Raw genomic sequence first — 18,196 nt, 5'->3', positions numbered from 1 at the left:
CCCGGCTTCGCCGGCGGCATCTGCCGTTGCTCAAGTTGTGGCGCCGTCGTCTCGGTTCCACGCGATCCCGCGAAAGGTCAGCCCAAAATGATCCGTAAACCCAGCCCCGGTTCCAGTGGTTCCTCACGCCCCGCGTCGCCGAGCAAGTCCGGCCCGGGAGCGTCTTCGGCGGGTTCGAAGTCCGGCACCCGCGCGGGCACCCGGGCGGGAACCCGCGCGGGCACCGCGATGGGGACACGCGTCGGGTTCACCACTGACGTCGGCGTGGCCGAGCCCGCCGGCGGCGCCATCGCCTCGATCGCCCAACGCAAACCCCGGCCCGGCCTGGTCGGCCTGGCGATCGCGGGTTGGGCGACGTTCGTCGTGCAGTGGATCGTGGTGCTGGTGATCATCCTCGGCCGTGGCGGCGCAACGAGCAATGTGACCGTCGCCCAGGCCCAGTCGCCCCAGCGCGCCGCCGCCACCGACCCGGCCCCCGCCAAAACGCCGACCACCGCGAATAAGCCCGCGGTCCAAACGCCTACTCCCAAGCCTCAAACGCCCACGAACAACACGCCGACCAAGCCCGCGGTCACCCCGCCGCCCGCGCCCGTCGCCCCGGCGGTCGTGGACAAGAGCAACCCGTTCCTCAACCCCACCCCCAATGTGATGAACATCGAGCTCCAGCCCGGGCACACCGCGGTACTCCTCGACTCGATCGCCAAGTCCAGGTACTGGTCTGAAAACGCCCGCGCCGCTTTGGTCGCCGGCCTCACCCACCCCGGCAGCGGCCAGACGGTCAGCCTGTTTGTGGTTAGCGACGGGAAAGTCATCCCCTACGGACGTAACCCGTTTACTCCGGCGCCGGCTCGCCGCAACGCGCTCACGAGTTTCCTCGAGCCGATCGAGCCCGTGGGCAAGGGCGGCCTGGGCGCGAGCCTCGACGCCGCGGTCGGCAGCGGAGCCAAAGAGGTCATCTTCGTGACCGGTCGCGCGACCGGGTGGGGCGGTTACCTCGACACCCTGAAGGGCAAGCTCAACCCCGACGGCCGAAAGGTCAAGCTCCACATCGTGCAGATGGGCGAGCTTTCTCCCGAGCTGCAGGGCTTCATCGAAGGCGCGGACAACAACGGCGAGTACCGGCAGGTCTGGTTCAAGCCGCTCGAAGCGTGGCGCAAGGCCGCTGAGTAATCCGCGACCCTTTACGGGAACCTGTAACCTCGGCCGATCCCCGATCTCGAAAGCCCCCACCCGATTCTACGGGCGGGGGCTTTTTCGTGGAATGGGCCTGTGCGGGGGATAAATCAAGAAATACGCTTGTTTTTCGCAGGTTAACCGGTTAAATTAGGCCGATCTGCCCGGCGATCTTCGCCCGGGTGTCACGTAAAGTTCTTTTCTCTCTGTTTTCTGTGCGCTCGACACTCCGGGGATTGAGGAGTTTGGCTTGAAGAGGTGTCTCCGTGATGTGCTCCGCCGTGAGGGCGGTTGGCGAGGTTTCGTCGCCCCGGGTGTCGTCGCGCTTGGTTTGGTCACCTCGGCCTCGGCGCAGACGCCCGCCCCGATCGAGTTCGGCTTCCTCTGGCACATGCACCAGCCGATCTACACCCCCGGCAGCAACATCCTCGAGACCGACGCTTCGGGCCGCTTCTCGTTCAGCGTGCAGGACGTGCACAACCAGCGCACCGGGCCATACACCACTTGGCCCCGCAACGCGATCCAGTCCGGCTCGGGACAGCCCAACCTCGGCGCCCAGGTCTCGTTCTCCGGCTCACTGGTCGAGAACCTCAACACCCTCGCCGCCAACGGCAACGGCAACTTCCAGAACTGGGACGGCGCTTACCAGCAGGCCCGCGGCTTCAACACCGCCGAGGGCAACGCCCGCCTGGACCTGGTGAACTTCAACTACCACCACGCGCTCTCCCCGCTTCTGGACACGCGTGACCTCCGCATGCAGATCAAGCTGCACAAGCACATGGTCGACCAGCAGTTCGGCGGCCCACCTGAAGACCAGTCGCGCGGCTACTTCCCCGCCGAGACCGCGTTCTCGGCCCGCATGATCCCGGCGCTCAAGGCCGAGGGCATCGAGTGGACGCTCTTCGACAGCATCCACCTCGAACGCGCCACCCAGGGCTACCCGCACACCAACGGCAGCAACCTCTACGCCCCCAACCGGGCCGACCAGATCAACCCCGCGCTCCCCGACGAGCAGTGGGTGCAGCTCAACAACCTCTGGGCCCCGAGCCGTGTCGCGGCGCCGTTTGCGTATCGCCCGCACATGGCTCAGTACGTCGACCCCAATACCGGCGAGATCGAGAAGATCGTCGCCGTGCCCGCGGCGCGTTACGAGGGCAACGAAGATGGGCGCGGCGGTTTTGGCGCGCTGCAGTACGAACAGGTTTTCAGCCAGTACCGCCAGCTCAACACCGACCCGGACCACCCGATGTTTGTCGTCCTCCACCACGACGGCGACAACTTCGGCGGCGGCAGCGAGGCCTACTACCACGGCAACTTCAACAACATGGTCAACTGGGTCTCCAACACCCCCGACTACAACGCCACCACCGTGCAGGACTACCTGGACCGCTTCCCCGTCGACGAAAACGACGTGGTCCACATCGCACCGGGTTCCTGGGCCGGGGCCGACAACGGCGACCCCGAGTTCAAGAAATGGCTCGGCGACCCCGACCCCAACACCGGCTGGTCGCCCGACCGCAACTCCTGGGCGGTGCTCACGGCCGCGAAGAACCACGTCTTCACCGCCGACGACAACGTCGCGGTGCAGGACCTGCAGAACATCATCGACAACACCGGCAACGCGACCGAACGCGCTTGGCACTACCTGCTCCAGGCCGAGGCATCCGACCACTGGTACTGGGACGGCACCGAGAGCTGGGACAGCAACGTCACCCTCGGGAGCAACCTGGCGGTCGAACAAGCGAACCAGGTGCTCGCCTCGCTGAACGACGAAACCACCGCGCCGTCGGTCTTCCTGCCGCAACGCGAGTCGTACAACCCCGGCGGGTTTGAGTGGAGCGACACTCCCGAGCCCAGCGACTTCGAAGTCTGGACGTTTGCCTACGACGTGTCGGGTCTGGACAGCGTGACGCTGAAGTACCGCTTGGACAACGATGGGTTCAACCCGCTCGACTCGACGGACAACGAGACGTACGCCGGGGGCGACGAGGTGGGCGACTGGATGAGCCTGTCGATGTCGTCCAGCGACATCGAGCCGCCCGACGGCATCCTGGACCCACTCGTCCGGGCCGAGCGTTTCAGCGCGATGATCACCGGCTACTCGGAAGTCCTGCTGGACTACTACGTCGAAGCGGTGGACAACAACGGCAACATCGAACGCAGCGAGATCCAATCGGTCTACGTCGGTCAGTCCACCATCGGCGGCACCGGACCCGACGGGCCGGGCTTTGCGATGGACGGCCAGCTCGACAGCGAGGCCGAACTCGCCGCCAGCCACGGCGGCCAAAACCTCTACTACGCGGTCGAGGGCGACCAGCTCTATCTCGCCACCGAAGACGGGGGCGAAGGGGCGGATGTCTTTATCTTCCTCGCCGACGGGCCCGGCGAGCTCGGCCCGGCGCAGTGGGCCAAGTCCGGACAGGTCGCGGGCTGGGACGCCTTCCTGGCCAACGAAAACGACAACGGGTGGTCGGGATGGTTCGACACTGAAGGCGACCAGGGCGAATCGGCTACCGGCAACGGCGGCGGCTATCTCGAAGGCGTCCTCGACCTCGCCGCCGAGTTGGGCCTCGACGAGATCCCCGAAGAGATTTGGGTCGCCGTGGCGCTCTTCGATACGGCCGACGGCGGCGAACTCCTCGCCGACAGCCTCGTGTCGGGTCCGGGCAACGGCGACGGCAACCTGGACCGCATCGAATACATCCGCCTCAGCCTCTTGGCCAGCGTGCTGGGCGATTACAACGGCAACGGCGTCGTGGACGCGGCGGACTACACCGTCTGGGCCGACAGCTTCAACTCGACCACCGATCTCGCGGCCGATGGCAACGGCGACGGCGTGGTTAACGCGGCGGACTACACGATCTGGGCCGACAACTTCGGCAACACGTCGGCCCTGAGCTCGGGCGCGTTCCCGATCCCCGAGCCCGCGTCCCTGACGATGCTGCTCGCGGCGGGCGGTCTGTTGCTGGGGCGTCGACGGGATTGAAACCGAGCCCCGGCCGGGGGGGCGAGCGTTTGCCCCGGTGACCAACCCGAAAAACTTGTTCGCATTTTGCTCGCAGGAAAAATACGCATTGGATTTTCGACGCCGCGCGTTATATTTAAATCAGCACTCGGATGACCCGCGGCGCCAACCTAAACGAGGCGCACCCAAACCGGGAAAAGAAACGCGGTCCGAGCCAAACGACCCGCGACGTGATCCTCGCCCAACATGGAGCGCGAGTGAGCCAAGAACGCCGCGGGCCGCTTTTTGCGCAGACCACGCGGTTGATTCGTTTCAACCCATCAAATCATCAAACGTGCGGCATAAAGTGCCACACGTTTTTTCTTCGGCGTGGGTTCAGTTCAATGTCTGCCAGACGTGACACGTCTAAATCCGCGGGCGTAACAACCGGAACAGCCCGATGCTGGAGGCGCCCACGAACGCGACCAGCGCGACCACACTGAGGTAAGTTCGTCCGCCGCGCTGGTCGGCCAGCACCAGGATCGATGCGCCCAGAATCACCGCCCCCAGGATCACCGCCCAGGCGATGTGTTTGCTGGCGCGTTCGACTTCGTTGGTGAGCTTGTCGAGGTTCTGGTGTTCGAGGCGGATCGTCGTGCGGTTTTGCCGGACCATCCGCATCAGGTCGTCGAGGCGGTAGGGTAGATGATCGAGCAGGTCGGCGTATGCGACCGCGTTGTTGCGCACCCGACGCTTCAGGGCCCGGAAACCGAAGCGCTGCTTCACGAGCTTGGTGACGTACGGGCGGACGTGGCCAACCAGATCAAACTCGGGCGCGAGCTCCTGCGCGACGCCCTCGATCGTGGTGAGGGATTTGATGAGGTACACGATGTCCGCGGGGCAGCGCAGCTGGTGCTTGCGCATCACCTCGAAGAACTCGTCGAGCAGCTGGCCCATGCGCAGGGACTCGAGGCTGCCGCCCTTGAAGTTGTCGATGAACCGCCAAACGTCGGCGCGGAACCTACGGTCGTCGGCAACGGTGGGGTCGGCGTCGGCGATTCGGATCGCGGTGCGGACCACGCGGTCGAGCTCGCCCTCGATCGTGCCGTGGGTGATCTGCGCGAGCTGCTCGGCCGAGCGCGGGTCGATGCTGCCGACCATGCCGCAGTCGATGAACGTGATCGACGCGGTGTCGACATCCACAAAGATGTTGCCCGGGTGCGGGTCCGCGTGGAAAAAACCAACGGATAGACACTGGCGGAACACCGCGTCCGCAGCGCGGCCGACCAAAGCAAGCCGTTGCTCTTTGGAGATCGACTCGGTGTCGAGGCTGCTCAGGAGTGTGCCCTGGACATGCTCGAGTGCGAGCACGCCGCGCGTCGAGACCTCGCGGTAGACCTTGGGGAAATTCACGCCGGGCTCGTCGGCGAAGTCGTCGCTCATGCGCTGGGTCGAGTCGGCTTCGATGCGGAGATCGGTTTCGCGCTCGAGCTGCTTGGTGAACTCTTCGACGACATCGGGCGCATCGAAGCCCAGGTTCTGCAGGTAGCCGTCGGCCAACCCCGCGAGCCAGCCCATGAGCTGGAGGTCGGCGGCGATCACCTCGTCGATGCCGGGCCGCAAGACTTTGAGCACGATGTGGGTCCCGTCGGCCAGGGTGGCGCGGTGGACCTGGGCCATCGACGCGGCGGCGAGGGGCTCGGGGTCGATCTTCTGAAACGCGGTGTCGAAGCGGTCGCCCAGCTCCTGGCGGAGCGCGGCGTGGACGTGTTTGTCGGGGTTGTCGCCTTCCCACGGGGCGGGGGGGACGTTGGCCTGGAGTTTTTTGAACTCGTTGGCGAACTCGGCGGGGATGAGGTCGGGGCGGGTGGAGAGGACCTGGCCGGCCTTGATGAACGTGGGGCCGAGCTCCTCGATGAGGAGGCGCAACCGCTCGGGGGCGGGGCGGTTGTGGTGGGCCGGGTCGGGGGAGAGTCCGGCGGGGAGGAGTTTGGCCAGCCCGGTCTGCGAGACGATTTCGCCGAAGCCGAACTTGAAGAGTTGGGCGGCGAGCTCACCGCCGCGTTTGGCGGCGTGGATCGAGGCCGAGCCGGGAAGGTTTGGGATCGACATAATCCCTAGTGTATGTTGTGTGGACCCTCCGATAGAATCGGAGAGGCGTTTGCCGCGAGTCTTTTTTGAACCGCGTGGGGACAGATGCCGGAGCCCGAAGCCAACCCGTCGAAACCGACCGAATCACCGCGTGCCCCGATCGGGCGGGTCGTGGTTTGGGGGGTGCTGTATCTGCTGGCGTTGTGGCTGGGGATCTGGCTGGGGTACGCGGTCCGCTTGGGTGAATCTGAGTTGACGGTGGTTTGGCTGTCGACAGGCGTGACGTTTGGGGCGCTGTTGCTGACGCGCCGGGTCTGGTGGCCCGCGTTGCTGCTGGGCTCGGCGGTGGTTTTTGTGGCTTACGCCGGCTCGACCGATAAGTTGGACGTTCCGCTTTGGCAGTACATCGTTTTCGCGTTGGTGGGCGACCTGGTGATGTGGTTGGGCGCGGAGGTATTCTGGCTGGGGCGTGGCCGGGCGGTGCGGCTGGAAACGCCGGGCGATTTTGGTTGGCTTTTCACGGTGGTTTTGGGTGTCACCGCGGTGGGCGCGTTTGCGTCGGTGTCGATCTGGCGCGCGGTTCAGCCCGACCTGGACTACTGGCACGAGGTCCAGCTGTGGTGGTTCTCTGACTCGCTGGGTTGCGTGTTGGCGGTGCCCTGGATGTTGGCCTTCTTCGGGGCGGGGCGGAAGCTCGATTGGCCGAGCCCTCGGCAATGGATCGAAGGCGGGGTGTTGCTCGGGCTGCTCGTGCTGATGTGCCTGGTGCTGGTGTCGCTGCCGAATCAAGCCCAATCGGTGTTGGAGCTGCCTTACCTGGTGTACCCGCTGTTGATCTGGGGGGCGCTGCGTTTCGGGGTCCGGTTGACCACGACCATGCTGATTCTGTTGGCCGTGCTCTTTGTGCTCCAGATGAAGCAGGGCGTCGGCCCGTTTGCGCCCAACGGCAACGGTGACCGACTCGCGGCGTATCACATCTCGACTCTGGCGGTGCAGGTTTATCTCTTGGTGACATGTTTGGCGGTGCTGATGCTGGTGTCGCTCTCGGTTCGGGACCGCGCCGCGATGGCTCGGCAACGCCTCCAGGCGGCCCGCTTCGACACCATGATGCGGACCCTGAAGCCCACGCTCTGGGTGATGGAAGCCGAGTCGAACGAGATCACCTACATCAATGCTTCCATCGAGACGCTTGCCGAGCGTTCGGTGGAGTCGATGCTCCATCGCCCCGGCGTGTGGAGCGAGATCGTTCACCCCGAAGATCGCGAGATCACCGAAGCATCGCTCAAGGTGATGCGCGAGCGCGGGTGGGACGACACCGAGTACCGCATCGTCCGGCCCGATGGTGTGGTGCGCTGGGTCCGCGAGTTGTCCTCGGCGGTCCGTGACGCCGACGGCAAGATCCAGCAGCTGGTGGGCAGTGTCGAAGACATCACCCACCGCCGGCAGGCCGCGGTGCAACACCAGATGCTGGTGCAGGACCTGCGTGAGAGCAACGACCGCTACCAGGATTTCATGCGCATCAGCCAGGAAGGGGTCTGGCGGGGCGAGTTCGACGAGCCGATCCCGATCGACCTGCCTTTTGAGGAATTCTTGAAGCAGGGGATTGCCGGCGGAAGGATCGCTGAGTGCAACGAGGCGTTTGCGCAGATGTACGGCTACGACGAGGCGCAGAGCGCCGCGGGCACGCGCCTCATCGACAACTTCCGGCTCGAAGACGAGTTCAACCTCGAATACCTGCGGCGGTTCCACGCCAGCGGATGCCAGTCGATGATGACCGAGTCGCGCCGCCCCGGTCATGGGCCGGACGGAGAGACCGGCTGGTTCCTGGTTAGTTTTGCCGGGGTGGTGGAAGACGGAAAGCTTCTGCGCATCTGGGGCACGCTGACCAACATCACCGAACTGCACCGCCTGAACGAGCAGTTGCGTGAGTCGCAAAAGATGGAAGCGGTGGGCCAACTGGCCGGCGGGGTGGCGCACGACTTCAACAACCTGTTGGCGGTGATCTCGGCGCACGCGGAGCTGGTGCAAGACAAGGTCAGCGGGGTGGAAGGCGTGGCTCAATCCCTGGCGGTGGTTCGCGAGGCGATCGACCACGCCGCGGGGGTGTCGCGCTCGCTCCTGGCGTTCAGCAAGAACCTGCCGACGGAAAAACGCCCGACCGATATCCGGCAGGTGATCGTGCAGACCCAGCGCCTGATCGATCGCACGCTGCCCAGCACGGTGGAGCTGGCGATCGAGCTGCCCTCCGAAGGGCTGAGCCCGGTGATGGGCGACAGCGTTCAGTTGCAGCAGGTGCTGCTGAACCTGGCGATCAATGCACGCGACGCGATGTCCGCGGGCGGGGGCACGATCCGGATCGCGGCCGAGGACTTCGAGCGGCGCACCACCGACGGCGAGTCGGAGGGCAAGTGGGTGCGGATCATCGTGCAGGACGACGGGCTGGGGATGACCGAAGCGGTGCGGCAGCGCATCTTCGAGCCGTTTTTCTCGACCAAGGGCGCCGACGCGGGCACGGGTCTGGGGCTGTCGGTGGTGCGGGGCATCATCGAGGAGCACGGCGGGTCGATCGCGGTGTTCAGCCGTCACCAGAAGGGCACCACGTTTACGCTGGAGTTGCCCTGCGCCGGGCAGCCCAAGCCGAAGTCGAATAAAACCCCGAGGTATGCACGCCCCGCGGCGGCAGGCCCCAAGCCACCGCCGACACTGGACAAGCCGATCCTGCTGGGCGAAGACGACCCGCAGATCCGTGCGGTGATCGCCACGGCCCTCACGTCTCGTGGCCACCGCGTGATCCAGGCGGGCGACGGCCACGCGCTTCGGCAGGCCTACGACGCCTACACCCGTGATGGCGAAGAGCTCGCCGCGCTGGTGTCGGATGTCGACATGCCCGGGCGCTCGGGGCTTGAGGTGCTGCGTGAGCTCCGAAGCGAAGGCTGCGAGACTCCGGCGGTGGTGATCACCGGCAGCGTGGATCTACGGCTCGATCCGCAGATCGATGGCAACACGGTGTTGGTGAATAAGCCGTTCGGCATTGCAGATTTCTGCAACGTGGTGCAGAAACAAATCGACGGTGGGGCGGGTCCGGCGTAAAATACAGTTGGTCCCGGGTGATCGAGCAGTGTTGCACGGGGAACAGTCATGCAGGCACCGGCCCCCAAAAAAATCCTGATCGCGGACGATCACACGCTGATGCGTGAGACGCTGCGCGAACGCCTGGACCGCGAGATGGACCTCGAGGTGGTGGGCAGCGTGGCGTCGGCGGACGAGGCGGTGGCGATGGTGGGCGAGCTGTCGCCGGACGTGGTGATCATGGATGTGGACATGCCCGGTCGGCTGTCGTTCGATGCGGCGTGTGACATCGTCGCGGTGTCGCCGGACGTGCGGCTGGTGTTCCTCAGCGCGTTTTTCAGCGACCGCTACATCCGCGATGCGCTCGCGGCACACGCGGTGTCGTACCTGACGAAAGACGAATCGCCGCAGGTGGTCGTGGATGCGGTGCGGCAGGCGGCCCAGGGGCTTTCGTACTTCTCGCCCAGCGTGCGGGATCGGCTGGTCATCGGCCCGGACAACCAGCTCCGGCTCGAGGACGACGGCGTGCCCGCGACCAAGGCCGACATGCTCACCCGCCGGGAGCTGGAGATGCTGCGTTACCTCGCTCGGGGCCTCTCTAAGAAAGAGATCGCCGCGACGATCCACCGTAGCTACGGCACGGTTGATAAACATGTCGAAAAGCTGATGAACAAACTCGATATCCACGACCGGGTGGAGCTGACGCGTTACGCGATCCGCGAGGGCCTGGTCGAGGCGTAAACCGATCTGCCATCGAAAACCGGGGTGCCTACCCCATGGCGAGGGGGGCGGTGGATACCGATACTACTGTTCCGGCCTCAAGCCTTGGCCCCAAGGCTTTCGTTCCGAGTGGGCAGTGTTGGTTTCGACGTTTTTTCACGGCAGTTTGGCGTGACGCCTCGCTTGATGTGGCTGACCCCCCCACGCATTGGTGAGGCGGCGGCGAAACCAACACTCTTCACTCCGATCGATACCCCCCTGCAAAGCCCGCGTTTTGTTCGAGCGCGGGCTTTGTTTTTTATTGACCAGTTTCTTGTGAGCGCGGCGCACTCGGGCGGCCGCCGCGATACAGTGGGGGCCGATGGCAGATGCTCACTCCCCGCTGTTGCTCACCAAGATCCTGGCCACCGTCGGCCCCGCCAGCCAAGACGTGGGGACGCTCGTCCGCATGATCCAGGAGGGGGCCCGGGCGTTCCGCGTCAACTTCTCCCACGGCGACTTTCCCGACTTCGAAAAATCGGTCCAGTTGATCCGTCAGGCCTCCGCCGAATCCGGCGTCCCGGTCGGCATCCTCGGCGACCTGTCGGGGCCCAAGATCCGCGTGACCACCGTTGAAAACGGCAAGCTCGAACTCGCGGTCGGCGACCACGTCGAGTTCACCCAGCGCGACGTCATGGCCACCCGCCACCCCGACACCGGCGTCGTCACCGTCGGCACGACCTACCCCGAGATGGTCGACGATGTCGACCCCGGCCAACGCCTCTTGGTCAACGACGGGGCCATCCGCATGCTCGTGACCGACAAAGTCACCGCCGACGATCCGCCCCTGGCCAACCGTCGGCCGGACGACCCCCGCCTGATCTGCCGCGTCACCGAGGGCGGCACGCTCTCGAACAAGAAGGGCGTCAACCTCCCCGACACCCACGTCAGCGCCCCCGCGCTGACCGACTGGGACGAGGAATGCGCCGCGTGGGCGGTCGAAAACGACATCGACTTCCTGGCGTTGTCCTTTGTGCGTAAGGCCGAGGACGTCATCCAGCTCAACGACCTGCTGCTCAAACTCGGACGCGACAACCGCGGCCTGCGCAGCCACTCGCGCCTGCCGATCGTGTCCAAGATCGAAAAGCCGCAGGCGATTGATGAGCTCGACGCCATCCTTGACGAGACGGATGCGGTGATGGTCGCCCGCGGCGACCTGGGGGTCGAGATGGACCTCGCGCAGGTGCCGGTGATCCAGAAACAGATCATCGACCAGGCCCACGCCCACGGAAAACCCGTGATCGTCGCGACGCAGATGCTCGAGAGCATGATCCAGAGTTTCACGCCCACCCGGGCCGAGGTCTCCGACGTCGCCAACGCGATCCTCGACGGCACCGACGCGATCATGCTTTCGGGCGAGACCGCAGTGGGTGCCCACCCGGTTCAGGCCATCCACACCATGGCCCGCACCGCGCAGATCACCGAAGAGTACGACGCCCACCGCCGGGCCGGCACCACCAAGCCCCCGGCCAAGTTGCGTGAATCCAAGTACCGCACCGCGGCGCTGGCCCACGGCGTGTCTACGATCGTCAACGACCTCGAGCCCGCCTTCGTGGTGATGTGGTCCGAACTCGGCGGCGGGGCGCGCTACCTCTCGCAGAACCGCCTCCGCAAGCCGGTCATCACGATCAGCTCCAACGAATCGTCGCTGCGTCAGATGGCGCTGCTCTTCGGCGTGCACCCGGTCCACATGAAACGGCCGGCCGACACCGCGGAGTTTTTGGAGAGTGTGGACACACTGCTCACCGAAAACCACTGGGCCAACCCCGGCGACGCGGTGGTCATCGTCAAGGGCGAACCGCTGGGCACGCCCGGTGTGACCAACATGATCCGCATCCACTACGTCGGCGATGTCTGCCGGATCACCTGGCACACCAAAGACGACTGATCCGAGACTTGCCGCCCGGGCCGTGCTATTCTGCGTTGTGCCCGATCATTCATTTACGCTCGATACCCATCTGGTTGATATCCCCGCCCGCGCGGTGCGACCGGCGACGATCACCGTTGAAAACGGCCGCATCGCTTCCATCGCGCCCGCATCCGTCGGCCTCGAACCCAAGGGCTTTGTCCTGCCGGGCTTCGTCGACGCCCACGTCCACATCGAAAGCTCGATGCTCACCCCGGCCCACTTCGCGGCGGCGGCGGTGGTGCACGGCACGGTCGCCACGGTGAGCGACCCGCACGAGATCGCCAACGTGCTCGGCGTGCCCGGCGTGCGGTACATGCTCGACAACGCCGCGACCGTGCCGTTCAAGTTTGCGTTCGGGGCCCCGTCGTGCGTCCCCGCCACCACGTTCGAAACCGCAGGCGCGGCCTTGGGCGTGGAAGACGTGACCGCGTTGCTCGACGATCCGCGCATCTTCTACCTCAGCGAGGTCATGAATTTCCCCGGCGTGTTGGCGGGCGACGCGGACCTGTTGGCGATGATCGCCGCGGCGCAGCGGCGGGGTAAGCCCGTCGACGGCCACGCCCCGGGCCTGCGTGGCGACGACGCCAAGCGCTACCACGCCGCGGGCATCAGCACCGACCACGAGTGCTTCACCAAGGCCGAGGCGCTCGACAAACTCGCCGCCGGGGCAACGATCCAGATCCGCGAAGGCTCGGCGGCCCGCAACTTCGAAGCACTTTTCCCGCTCATCGATGAGTTCCCCGGCCGGGTCATGCTCTGCAGCGACGACAAGCACCCCGACGAGCTGGTCCACGGGCACCTCGACGCCCTGGTCCGTCGTGCTGTGGCCGATGGCGCGGACGTGTTCAACGTGTTGCAGGCCGCGTGCATCACGCCCGTTGAGCACTACGGCCTGCCCGTGGGGCAGCTCCGCGTCGGCGATCCGGCCGACTTCATCGAGGTCGATTCGCTCACCGGTTTCCACGTGCTGCGCACGTTTATCGACGGGGTCTGCGTGGCCCAGGGACGCGAGTCGAAGCTCGAGGTCAAGCCCGCCGAGGCGATCAACCGTTTCGATTGCTCGCCCAAGTCCACGGAAGACTTCGCGGTCCCCGCCGAGCCCGGTAAGTCGTTGCGGGTGATCGAGGCGATCGATGGGCAGCTGGTGACGCATGCGTTGGAGCTTGAGCCCGCGGTGGAGGATGGCGCCGCCTTGGCCGACCCGCCGCGCGACCTGTTGAAGATCGCGGTGGTGAACCGGTATGCGGATGCTCCGCCGGCGGTGGGATTTGTGACGGGCTTTGGCTTGCAGCGTGGCGCGATCGCCGGGTCGGTGGGGCACGACTCGCACAACATCGTCGCCGTCGGCGCGAGTGATGCGGAACTCGCCACGGCGGTGAACGCGGTGGTCGAGATGCGCGGCGGTCTCTCGGCAGTGGATGGAGATCGCGTCGAAACACTGCCGCTGCCCGTGGCGGGGTTGATTTCGCTTGATCCGTGTGACGTGGTGGCCAACGCTTACGAATCACTCGACCACCTCGCCAAGGCGATGGGGTCTGATTTGCGTGCTCCGTACATGACACTGAGTTTCATGGCCCTGCTGGTCATCCCGAGCCTCAAGCTCAGCGACCGCGGGCTGTTCGACGGCGAATCGTTCGGCTTTGCCGATCTCTGGGTTTGACGGTGAGGTCACGACGTTTAGCGGGCGGTCGAAGATCGCCATTCCGCGTGCTAAACGTAGAGTGTTTAACTGCCGCGATAGGTCGAATAGCCAAACGGCGACACCAGCAGCGGCACGTGGTGGTGCTGCCCGGCATCCTTCACGGTGAACAGCACCGCAACTTCGGGGTAGAACGTTTCACGTTTCGAGGTGGCGAAGTAGTCGGACGTGTCGAAGTGGATGAGGTATTGCCCCGGCGTGAATTCGTCGGCGGGGATCAGGTCGGTGATGCGGCCGTCTTGGTTGGTGGTCCCCGCGGCGATCTGCTCGTAGCCCTCGTCGCCGGCGCGTTCGAGAACGATGCGCATCCCCGCGGCGGGTTTGCCCAGGGCGGTGTCGAGAACGTGCGTGGTCAGGGGTGAATCGCTCATGGGGTGATTGTACCCGCTGAAGGGGAGAAACCCGACTGTTGGTCTTTACTTAGTCTTCGTCGACCATGAGTTTGTCGAGCCGGAGGTGGGTGATTTTGCGTTGCTCGCCCGCCGCGATGGGGGCCTCGGCCATGGGGTCGTGGCGCAGGCGTTGGTTCAGCGACCCGAGCATCTGGTCGGCAGTGAGCCCGGAAGCGCAGATGATGAAGATGTAGCCGAAGCGCTTCTCGTAGGCGTCGTTCGCGTCGGCGAGCTCGGCCAAGACGCCTTCGTCCGCGTTGTCCACGCCCGCTTGTTCCCCGGCCGACCACTGCTTGTTGCCGGCGAACTTCATCCGCAGCGAATCGACATCGCCGATCTTCGGGTGCGCGGCGAACGCTTCGAGCCAGTGCCCCTCGGCCATCTGATCGAAGATCGCGTCCGCGGTGTCGTGGAGCTGGGGCGTGTTCTGGAAGGGTCGGCAGGCGGCCATCTGCTGGGCCCACCACGCGGTGCCGCAGCAGCCGAGAAAGCGCTCCTGGGCGTCGAGTTCGGACAGGGTGTTGAGGGTTTGCAGGTTCATACGAGTTGTCCAGCCAGGAGCTCGGGGTTGCCGTGCACGTAGGTGCGGAGCACCCGGCCGCGCATCTCCATGCCCAGGTACGGCGTGAGCTTGTGGCGGTGCAGCAGGTCATCGGGGAACGGCGCCCACACCGCATCAGGGTCGAACGCGAACAGGTGGGCCGGGTGGCCGGGTTCGATGCCGAAGGGGACACCGACGAGCTGCGCGGGGCATGCGCCCATCCACGCCGCGACGTCACGCAGACCAAGCCCCGCTTCCTGGGCCATCTTCCAGATGATCGACAGCCCGAGTTGCAACGAACTGATCCCGCCCCAGGCTTTCTCGAAGCTGCCTTCTTCCAGCGACTTCATGTCGGGCGGGCAGGGCGAGTGGTCGGACACAACCATGTCGATCAGCCCCGACTGCAACGCGTCCCACAGCGCCCGGCGGTTGCCCTCGTCACGCACCGGCGGGGCACACTTGGCCAGCGTGAAACCGTCGGGGATGTTCTCCGCGGCGAACGCGAGGTAGTGCGGGCAGGTCTCGACGGTGATCGGCAGGCCTTGGTTCTTCGCCTCGGCCAACATCGGCAGACAGCCGGCATCCGCGAGGTGCACGATGTGCGTGCGGCAGCCGGTCTCGCGACATAGCCGGATCAACAACGCAATCGCGTCACGCTCGAACGACGGCGGACGCGTGGCGAGGTAGTCGGCGTACTTCCTCGGGTCGGCCATCGCGGGCACGTCCTCCGAGGCGAGTTCGGCGTGGGCCAGCAACGGCACCCCGCGCTCGGCGAGCACGGGCATCGCCTGGCGCAGGTCGTTTTCGGTCGCATTAGGAAACTCACCGATCCCGCTGTGGCAGAGGAACGCCTTGATGCCACGGACACCCGCGTCGATTAACTCGCCCATGCGGTCGGCGTTGCCGGGAACAAGTCCGCCGTAGAAGCCGACGTCCACCGAGAGTTGTCCTTCACTCGCAAGCCGCTTGCTGCTTAGCGCTTCGGCGCTCGTCGTCACCGGCGAAGAGTTCAAAGGCATGTCGATCAGTGTCGTGAACCCGCCGGCCCTTGCCGCGGCGGTGCCGGTGGCGAAGCCTTCCCATTCCGTACGTCCGGGCTCGTTGAGGTGAACATGCGTGTCGACCAGGCCGGGCATCAGCACCGCGTCGCCGAGGTCTTCAACGTTGGGGGCCTCGGATTCATAAGCCTCGATCGAAGCGATGCGCCCGTCCCGGATGCGCACCGTGGCGGGCGATTCACCGTCGGGCAACAGCACTCTTTTACTGCGAATTGAAAGGTCTTGTGGCGTGGTCATGTTCCACTATGCTACGGGGTCGCCTGTTCTTTGCGTATCCCAACCAAGAGAGTTTCTACCCATGCCTCATCCTCTATCGCACAACGCCTACGGCAAGCACCGCGTGCGCGTCAGCAAGATCAAACGCAGCGCTAACGATCCGCAGCACCACGAGTTCATCGAAGCGACCGTCGCGGTCACACTCGAAGGTGACCTCGCCGAGTCGTACACCCTTGGCGACAACACCAACGTCGTCGCCACCGACACCTGCCGCAACACCGTGTACGCCAAGGCGAAAGACGACCCGTTCGACACGATCGAATCCTTCGGCGTCACGCTGGCTGAACATTTCCTTTCGCAGTACGACCACCTGACCAAAGCCACCGTCGAGCTGCGCGAGCACCGCTGGCACCGCCTCGACGGACACGGGCACTGCTTTACCGGAAGCGACGGCGAAACACCCACCGCGACCGTGGTGGCCGAGCGGGGCCAAGCCACGACCGTCTCGGCCGGGCTGGACGACTTGATGATCGCCAAGACCACGCAGACCGGTTTCGAGAACTTCCACCGCGACGAATACCGCACCCTGCCCGACACCGACGACCGCATCTTCGCCACCGTGCTCACCGCGAGCTGGGACTACGCCTCGGCCGACACCGACTTCGCCGCCGCCCGCGCTGCGATCCGCGACGCGATGCTCGCTAAGTTCACCGACCACTACAGCAAGTCGGTTCAGGAAACGCTCTACCTCATGGCCAATGCCGGGCTCGATACGTGTGCCGATGCGACAAGCATTACGCTGACCATGCCCAACAAGCACCATCTGAGATTCAATCTTGAGCCGTTGGGGCGGACCAACGACAACGAGGTGTTCCACGTGACGGATGAGCCGTATGGGTACATCACCGGGACCGTGACTCGACAGTGATTGAACGCCAAGGGGCCAAGTTGCCAAGCAAGGCAACAATGATCAATCACCATCTACACCTGAATGTAGTGGTGGGTTAAGAAAGCAAATTGACAGGTTCTCTCTGTCTCTCTTGGCTTCTTGGCAACTTGGCGTTCAAAGAATCAACTCGAAGCGAGTTCTGCCAAAGTGAGTGCGAGCACCTCGACGCCCGCGCTGATTTCGTTGGGCGAGGAGAACTCGTCCGGGCGGTGGGAGACGCCGTCGCGGCAGGGGATGAAGATCATGCCGGTGGGGGCGAGGCGGGCCATGAACAGGGAGTCGTGGTACGCCCGGCTGACCATCTTCCACCAACGCAGGTCGGCGTCGTTGCAGGCTTTTTCGATTGCGTCGATGACCGCCTTGTCGCACGCGGCGGGGGGGTCGGCGTTCAGGGTTTCGCTGGTGATCGTCACGCCCCGCCGCAGGCCCATCTCGTTGCAGTCTTCGTGGATCGCCTGGGCGATCTGGTCGCGGTTGTCGGCGTCGGTATCGCGGAGGTCGAGCGTGAAACGGACCTTTGACGGGATCGAGTTGACCGCGCCGGGAAACACGTCGAGCTCACCCACGGTCGCGACCAGGTCGGGGCTCGGGCTGGAGCGGGCGAACTGCTCGATGCTGTGGATCGCCTCGGCGGCGGCGCACAGCGCATCTTTACGCTCGGGCATGAGCACGCCCCCGGCGTGTCCGCCCTCGCCGGTGACGTGGAAGACGAAGGTCGCGGGTGCGGCGATGCCCATGACGATGCCGATGGGCATGTTCTGCTTTTCGAGCTTGGGGCCTTGTTCGATATGCAGCTCGGTCCAGGCGTGGTAGTGGTCCTCGGCGAGTTTCACATCCGCGAGATCGCCGGTGAAGCCCGCGCGTTGGCGGACGGTGTCGAAGTCGTCGCCGTCGTCGTCGGTGAGCTTGACCAGGTCCTCGGGCGAGAGCACGCCTGCTATCGCCCGGCTGCCGCTGCACCCGATGCCGAAGCGGGTGGGCTCTTCGCTGGTGAACATGACGACTTCGATGGGGCGTTTGGGCTCGAAGCCTTCGCGTTGCAGGGCGCGGATGGCTTCGAGTCCGCCGAGCACGCCGACGGTGCCGTCGTACATCCCGGCGTGGGGGATCGCGTCGCAGTGCGACCCCGTGCCCACCGCGGGGGCGTCGGCGTCGGCCGAGGGCGGGCACCAGCGGGCGAACGTGTTTCCGATGGGATCGACGCGGACGGTCAGCCCGGCGTCTTCGTAGAGGCCTTGCAGGTAGGCACGGGCCTTGAGGTCGGTCTCGGTGAAGACGACGCGCGTCACCGCGGGCGGTGGCTCGGGGCAGTCGCTGATGGCGGCGAGCTGTTGCAGCTCGTCGAGCAGGCGATCGGTTTCGATGGTGGGTTCAAGAGACATAATGAATGACCGCA

The 18,196-nt window shown here is 65.3% G+C and carries 12 protein-coding genes; 7 read left to right on the top strand and 5 right to left on the bottom strand.

Annotated elements, in window-relative coordinates; genetic code table 11:
- Window positions 1-87 precede the first annotated feature (87 nt).
- Both HNQ40_RS06955 and HNQ40_RS06950 read left to right on the top strand, forming a co-directional pair.
- Window positions 88-1,170: a hypothetical protein gene (locus tag HNQ40_RS06955; RefSeq protein WP_184677156.1), complete on the top strand. Its 1,083-nt coding sequence runs from the start codon at window positions 88-90 to the stop codon at window positions 1,168-1,170.
- Window positions 1,171-1,423: 253 nt separating this feature from the next.
- On the top strand, window positions 1,424-4,159 hold the full coding sequence (locus HNQ40_RS06950) for a dockerin type I domain-containing protein (RefSeq protein WP_184677155.1): 2,736 nt from the start codon (window positions 1,424-1,426) through the stop codon (window positions 4,157-4,159).
- Window positions 4,160-4,543: 384 nt separating this feature from the next.
- Here HNQ40_RS06950 and HNQ40_RS06945 read toward each other — a convergent pair whose 3' ends face one another.
- Window positions 4,544-6,229 (bottom strand): ABC1 kinase family protein, encoded by a 1,686-nt coding sequence (locus tag HNQ40_RS06945; protein ID WP_184677154.1) that lies wholly within the window; start codon window positions 6,227-6,229, stop codon window positions 4,544-4,546.
- A gap of 84 nt (window positions 6,230-6,313) precedes the next feature.
- Here HNQ40_RS06945 and HNQ40_RS06940 point away from each other — a divergent pair, with 84 nt between their 5' ends.
- The 4 genes from HNQ40_RS06940 (at window position 6,314) to ade (ending at window position 13,605) form a co-directional block, all read left to right on the top strand.
- Window positions 6,314-9,298 (top strand): hybrid sensor histidine kinase/response regulator, encoded by a 2,985-nt coding sequence (locus HNQ40_RS06940; RefSeq protein ID WP_184677153.1) that lies wholly within the window; start codon window positions 6,314-6,316, stop codon window positions 9,296-9,298.
- A gap of 48 nt (window positions 9,299-9,346) precedes the next feature.
- The gene (locus tag HNQ40_RS06935) at window positions 9,347-10,018 is read left to right on the top strand and encodes a response regulator transcription factor (RefSeq protein WP_184677152.1); all 672 of its coding nucleotides are present in this window, start codon (window positions 9,347-9,349) and stop codon (window positions 10,016-10,018) included.
- Between the two features lie 340 nt (window positions 10,019-10,358).
- A complete protein-coding gene (gene pyk, locus HNQ40_RS06930) occupies window positions 10,359-11,924 on the top strand; it encodes a pyruvate kinase (protein ID WP_184677151.1) in 1,566 nt (521 codons plus the stop codon).
- A gap of 37 nt (window positions 11,925-11,961) precedes the next feature.
- Entirely contained in the window at window positions 11,962-13,605 is a 1,644-nt protein-coding gene (gene ade, locus HNQ40_RS06925) for an adenine deaminase (protein WP_315852766.1), read from the top strand.
- A 65-nt stretch (window positions 13,606-13,670) separates the two neighbouring features.
- On the opposite strand, the gene uraH is transcribed toward ade, so the two are convergent.
- Genes uraH through allB form a run of 3 tightly spaced genes read right to left on the bottom strand, consistent with a single transcriptional unit; the run spans window position 13,671 to window position 15,872 of the window.
- Window positions 13,671-14,015: a hydroxyisourate hydrolase gene (gene uraH, locus HNQ40_RS06920; protein ID WP_184677149.1), complete on the bottom strand. Its 345-nt coding sequence runs from the start codon at window positions 14,013-14,015 to the stop codon at window positions 13,671-13,673.
- Between the two features lie 49 nt (window positions 14,016-14,064).
- The gene (gene uraD, locus HNQ40_RS06915; protein WP_184677148.1) at window positions 14,065-14,577 is read right to left on the bottom strand and encodes a 2-oxo-4-hydroxy-4-carboxy-5-ureidoimidazoline decarboxylase; all 513 of its coding nucleotides are present in this window, start codon (window positions 14,575-14,577) and stop codon (window positions 14,065-14,067) included.
- Complete coding sequence (allB, locus tag HNQ40_RS06910) at window positions 14,574-15,872, bottom strand: allantoinase AllB (protein WP_184677147.1); 1,299 nt, start codon at window positions 15,870-15,872, stop codon at window positions 14,574-14,576. Before allB ends, uraD begins: the two co-directional genes overlap by 4 nt.
- Before the next feature lie 61 nt (window positions 15,873-15,933).
- Here allB and pucL point away from each other — a divergent pair, with 61 nt between their 5' ends.
- Window positions 15,934-16,779: a factor-independent urate hydroxylase gene (pucL, locus tag HNQ40_RS06905; protein ID WP_184677146.1), complete on the top strand. Its 846-nt coding sequence runs from the start codon at window positions 15,934-15,936 to the stop codon at window positions 16,777-16,779.
- Window positions 16,780-16,922: 143 nt separating this feature from the next.
- Here pucL and HNQ40_RS06900 read toward each other — a convergent pair whose 3' ends face one another.
- Window positions 16,923-18,182, bottom strand: coding sequence for a M20 family metallo-hydrolase (locus tag HNQ40_RS06900; RefSeq protein WP_184677145.1), 1,260 nt, complete (start codon window positions 18,180-18,182; stop codon window positions 16,923-16,925).
- Window positions 18,183-18,196: the final 14 nt, after the last annotated feature.

This window comes from Algisphaera agarilytica (assembly GCF_014207595.1).
GTDB classification, from domain to species: Bacteria; Planctomycetota; Phycisphaerae; order Phycisphaerales; family Phycisphaeraceae; genus Algisphaera; species Algisphaera agarilytica.
The sequence above is the reverse complement of the archived record's forward strand: the minus strand, read 5'-3'. Positions and strand labels throughout refer to the sequence as shown.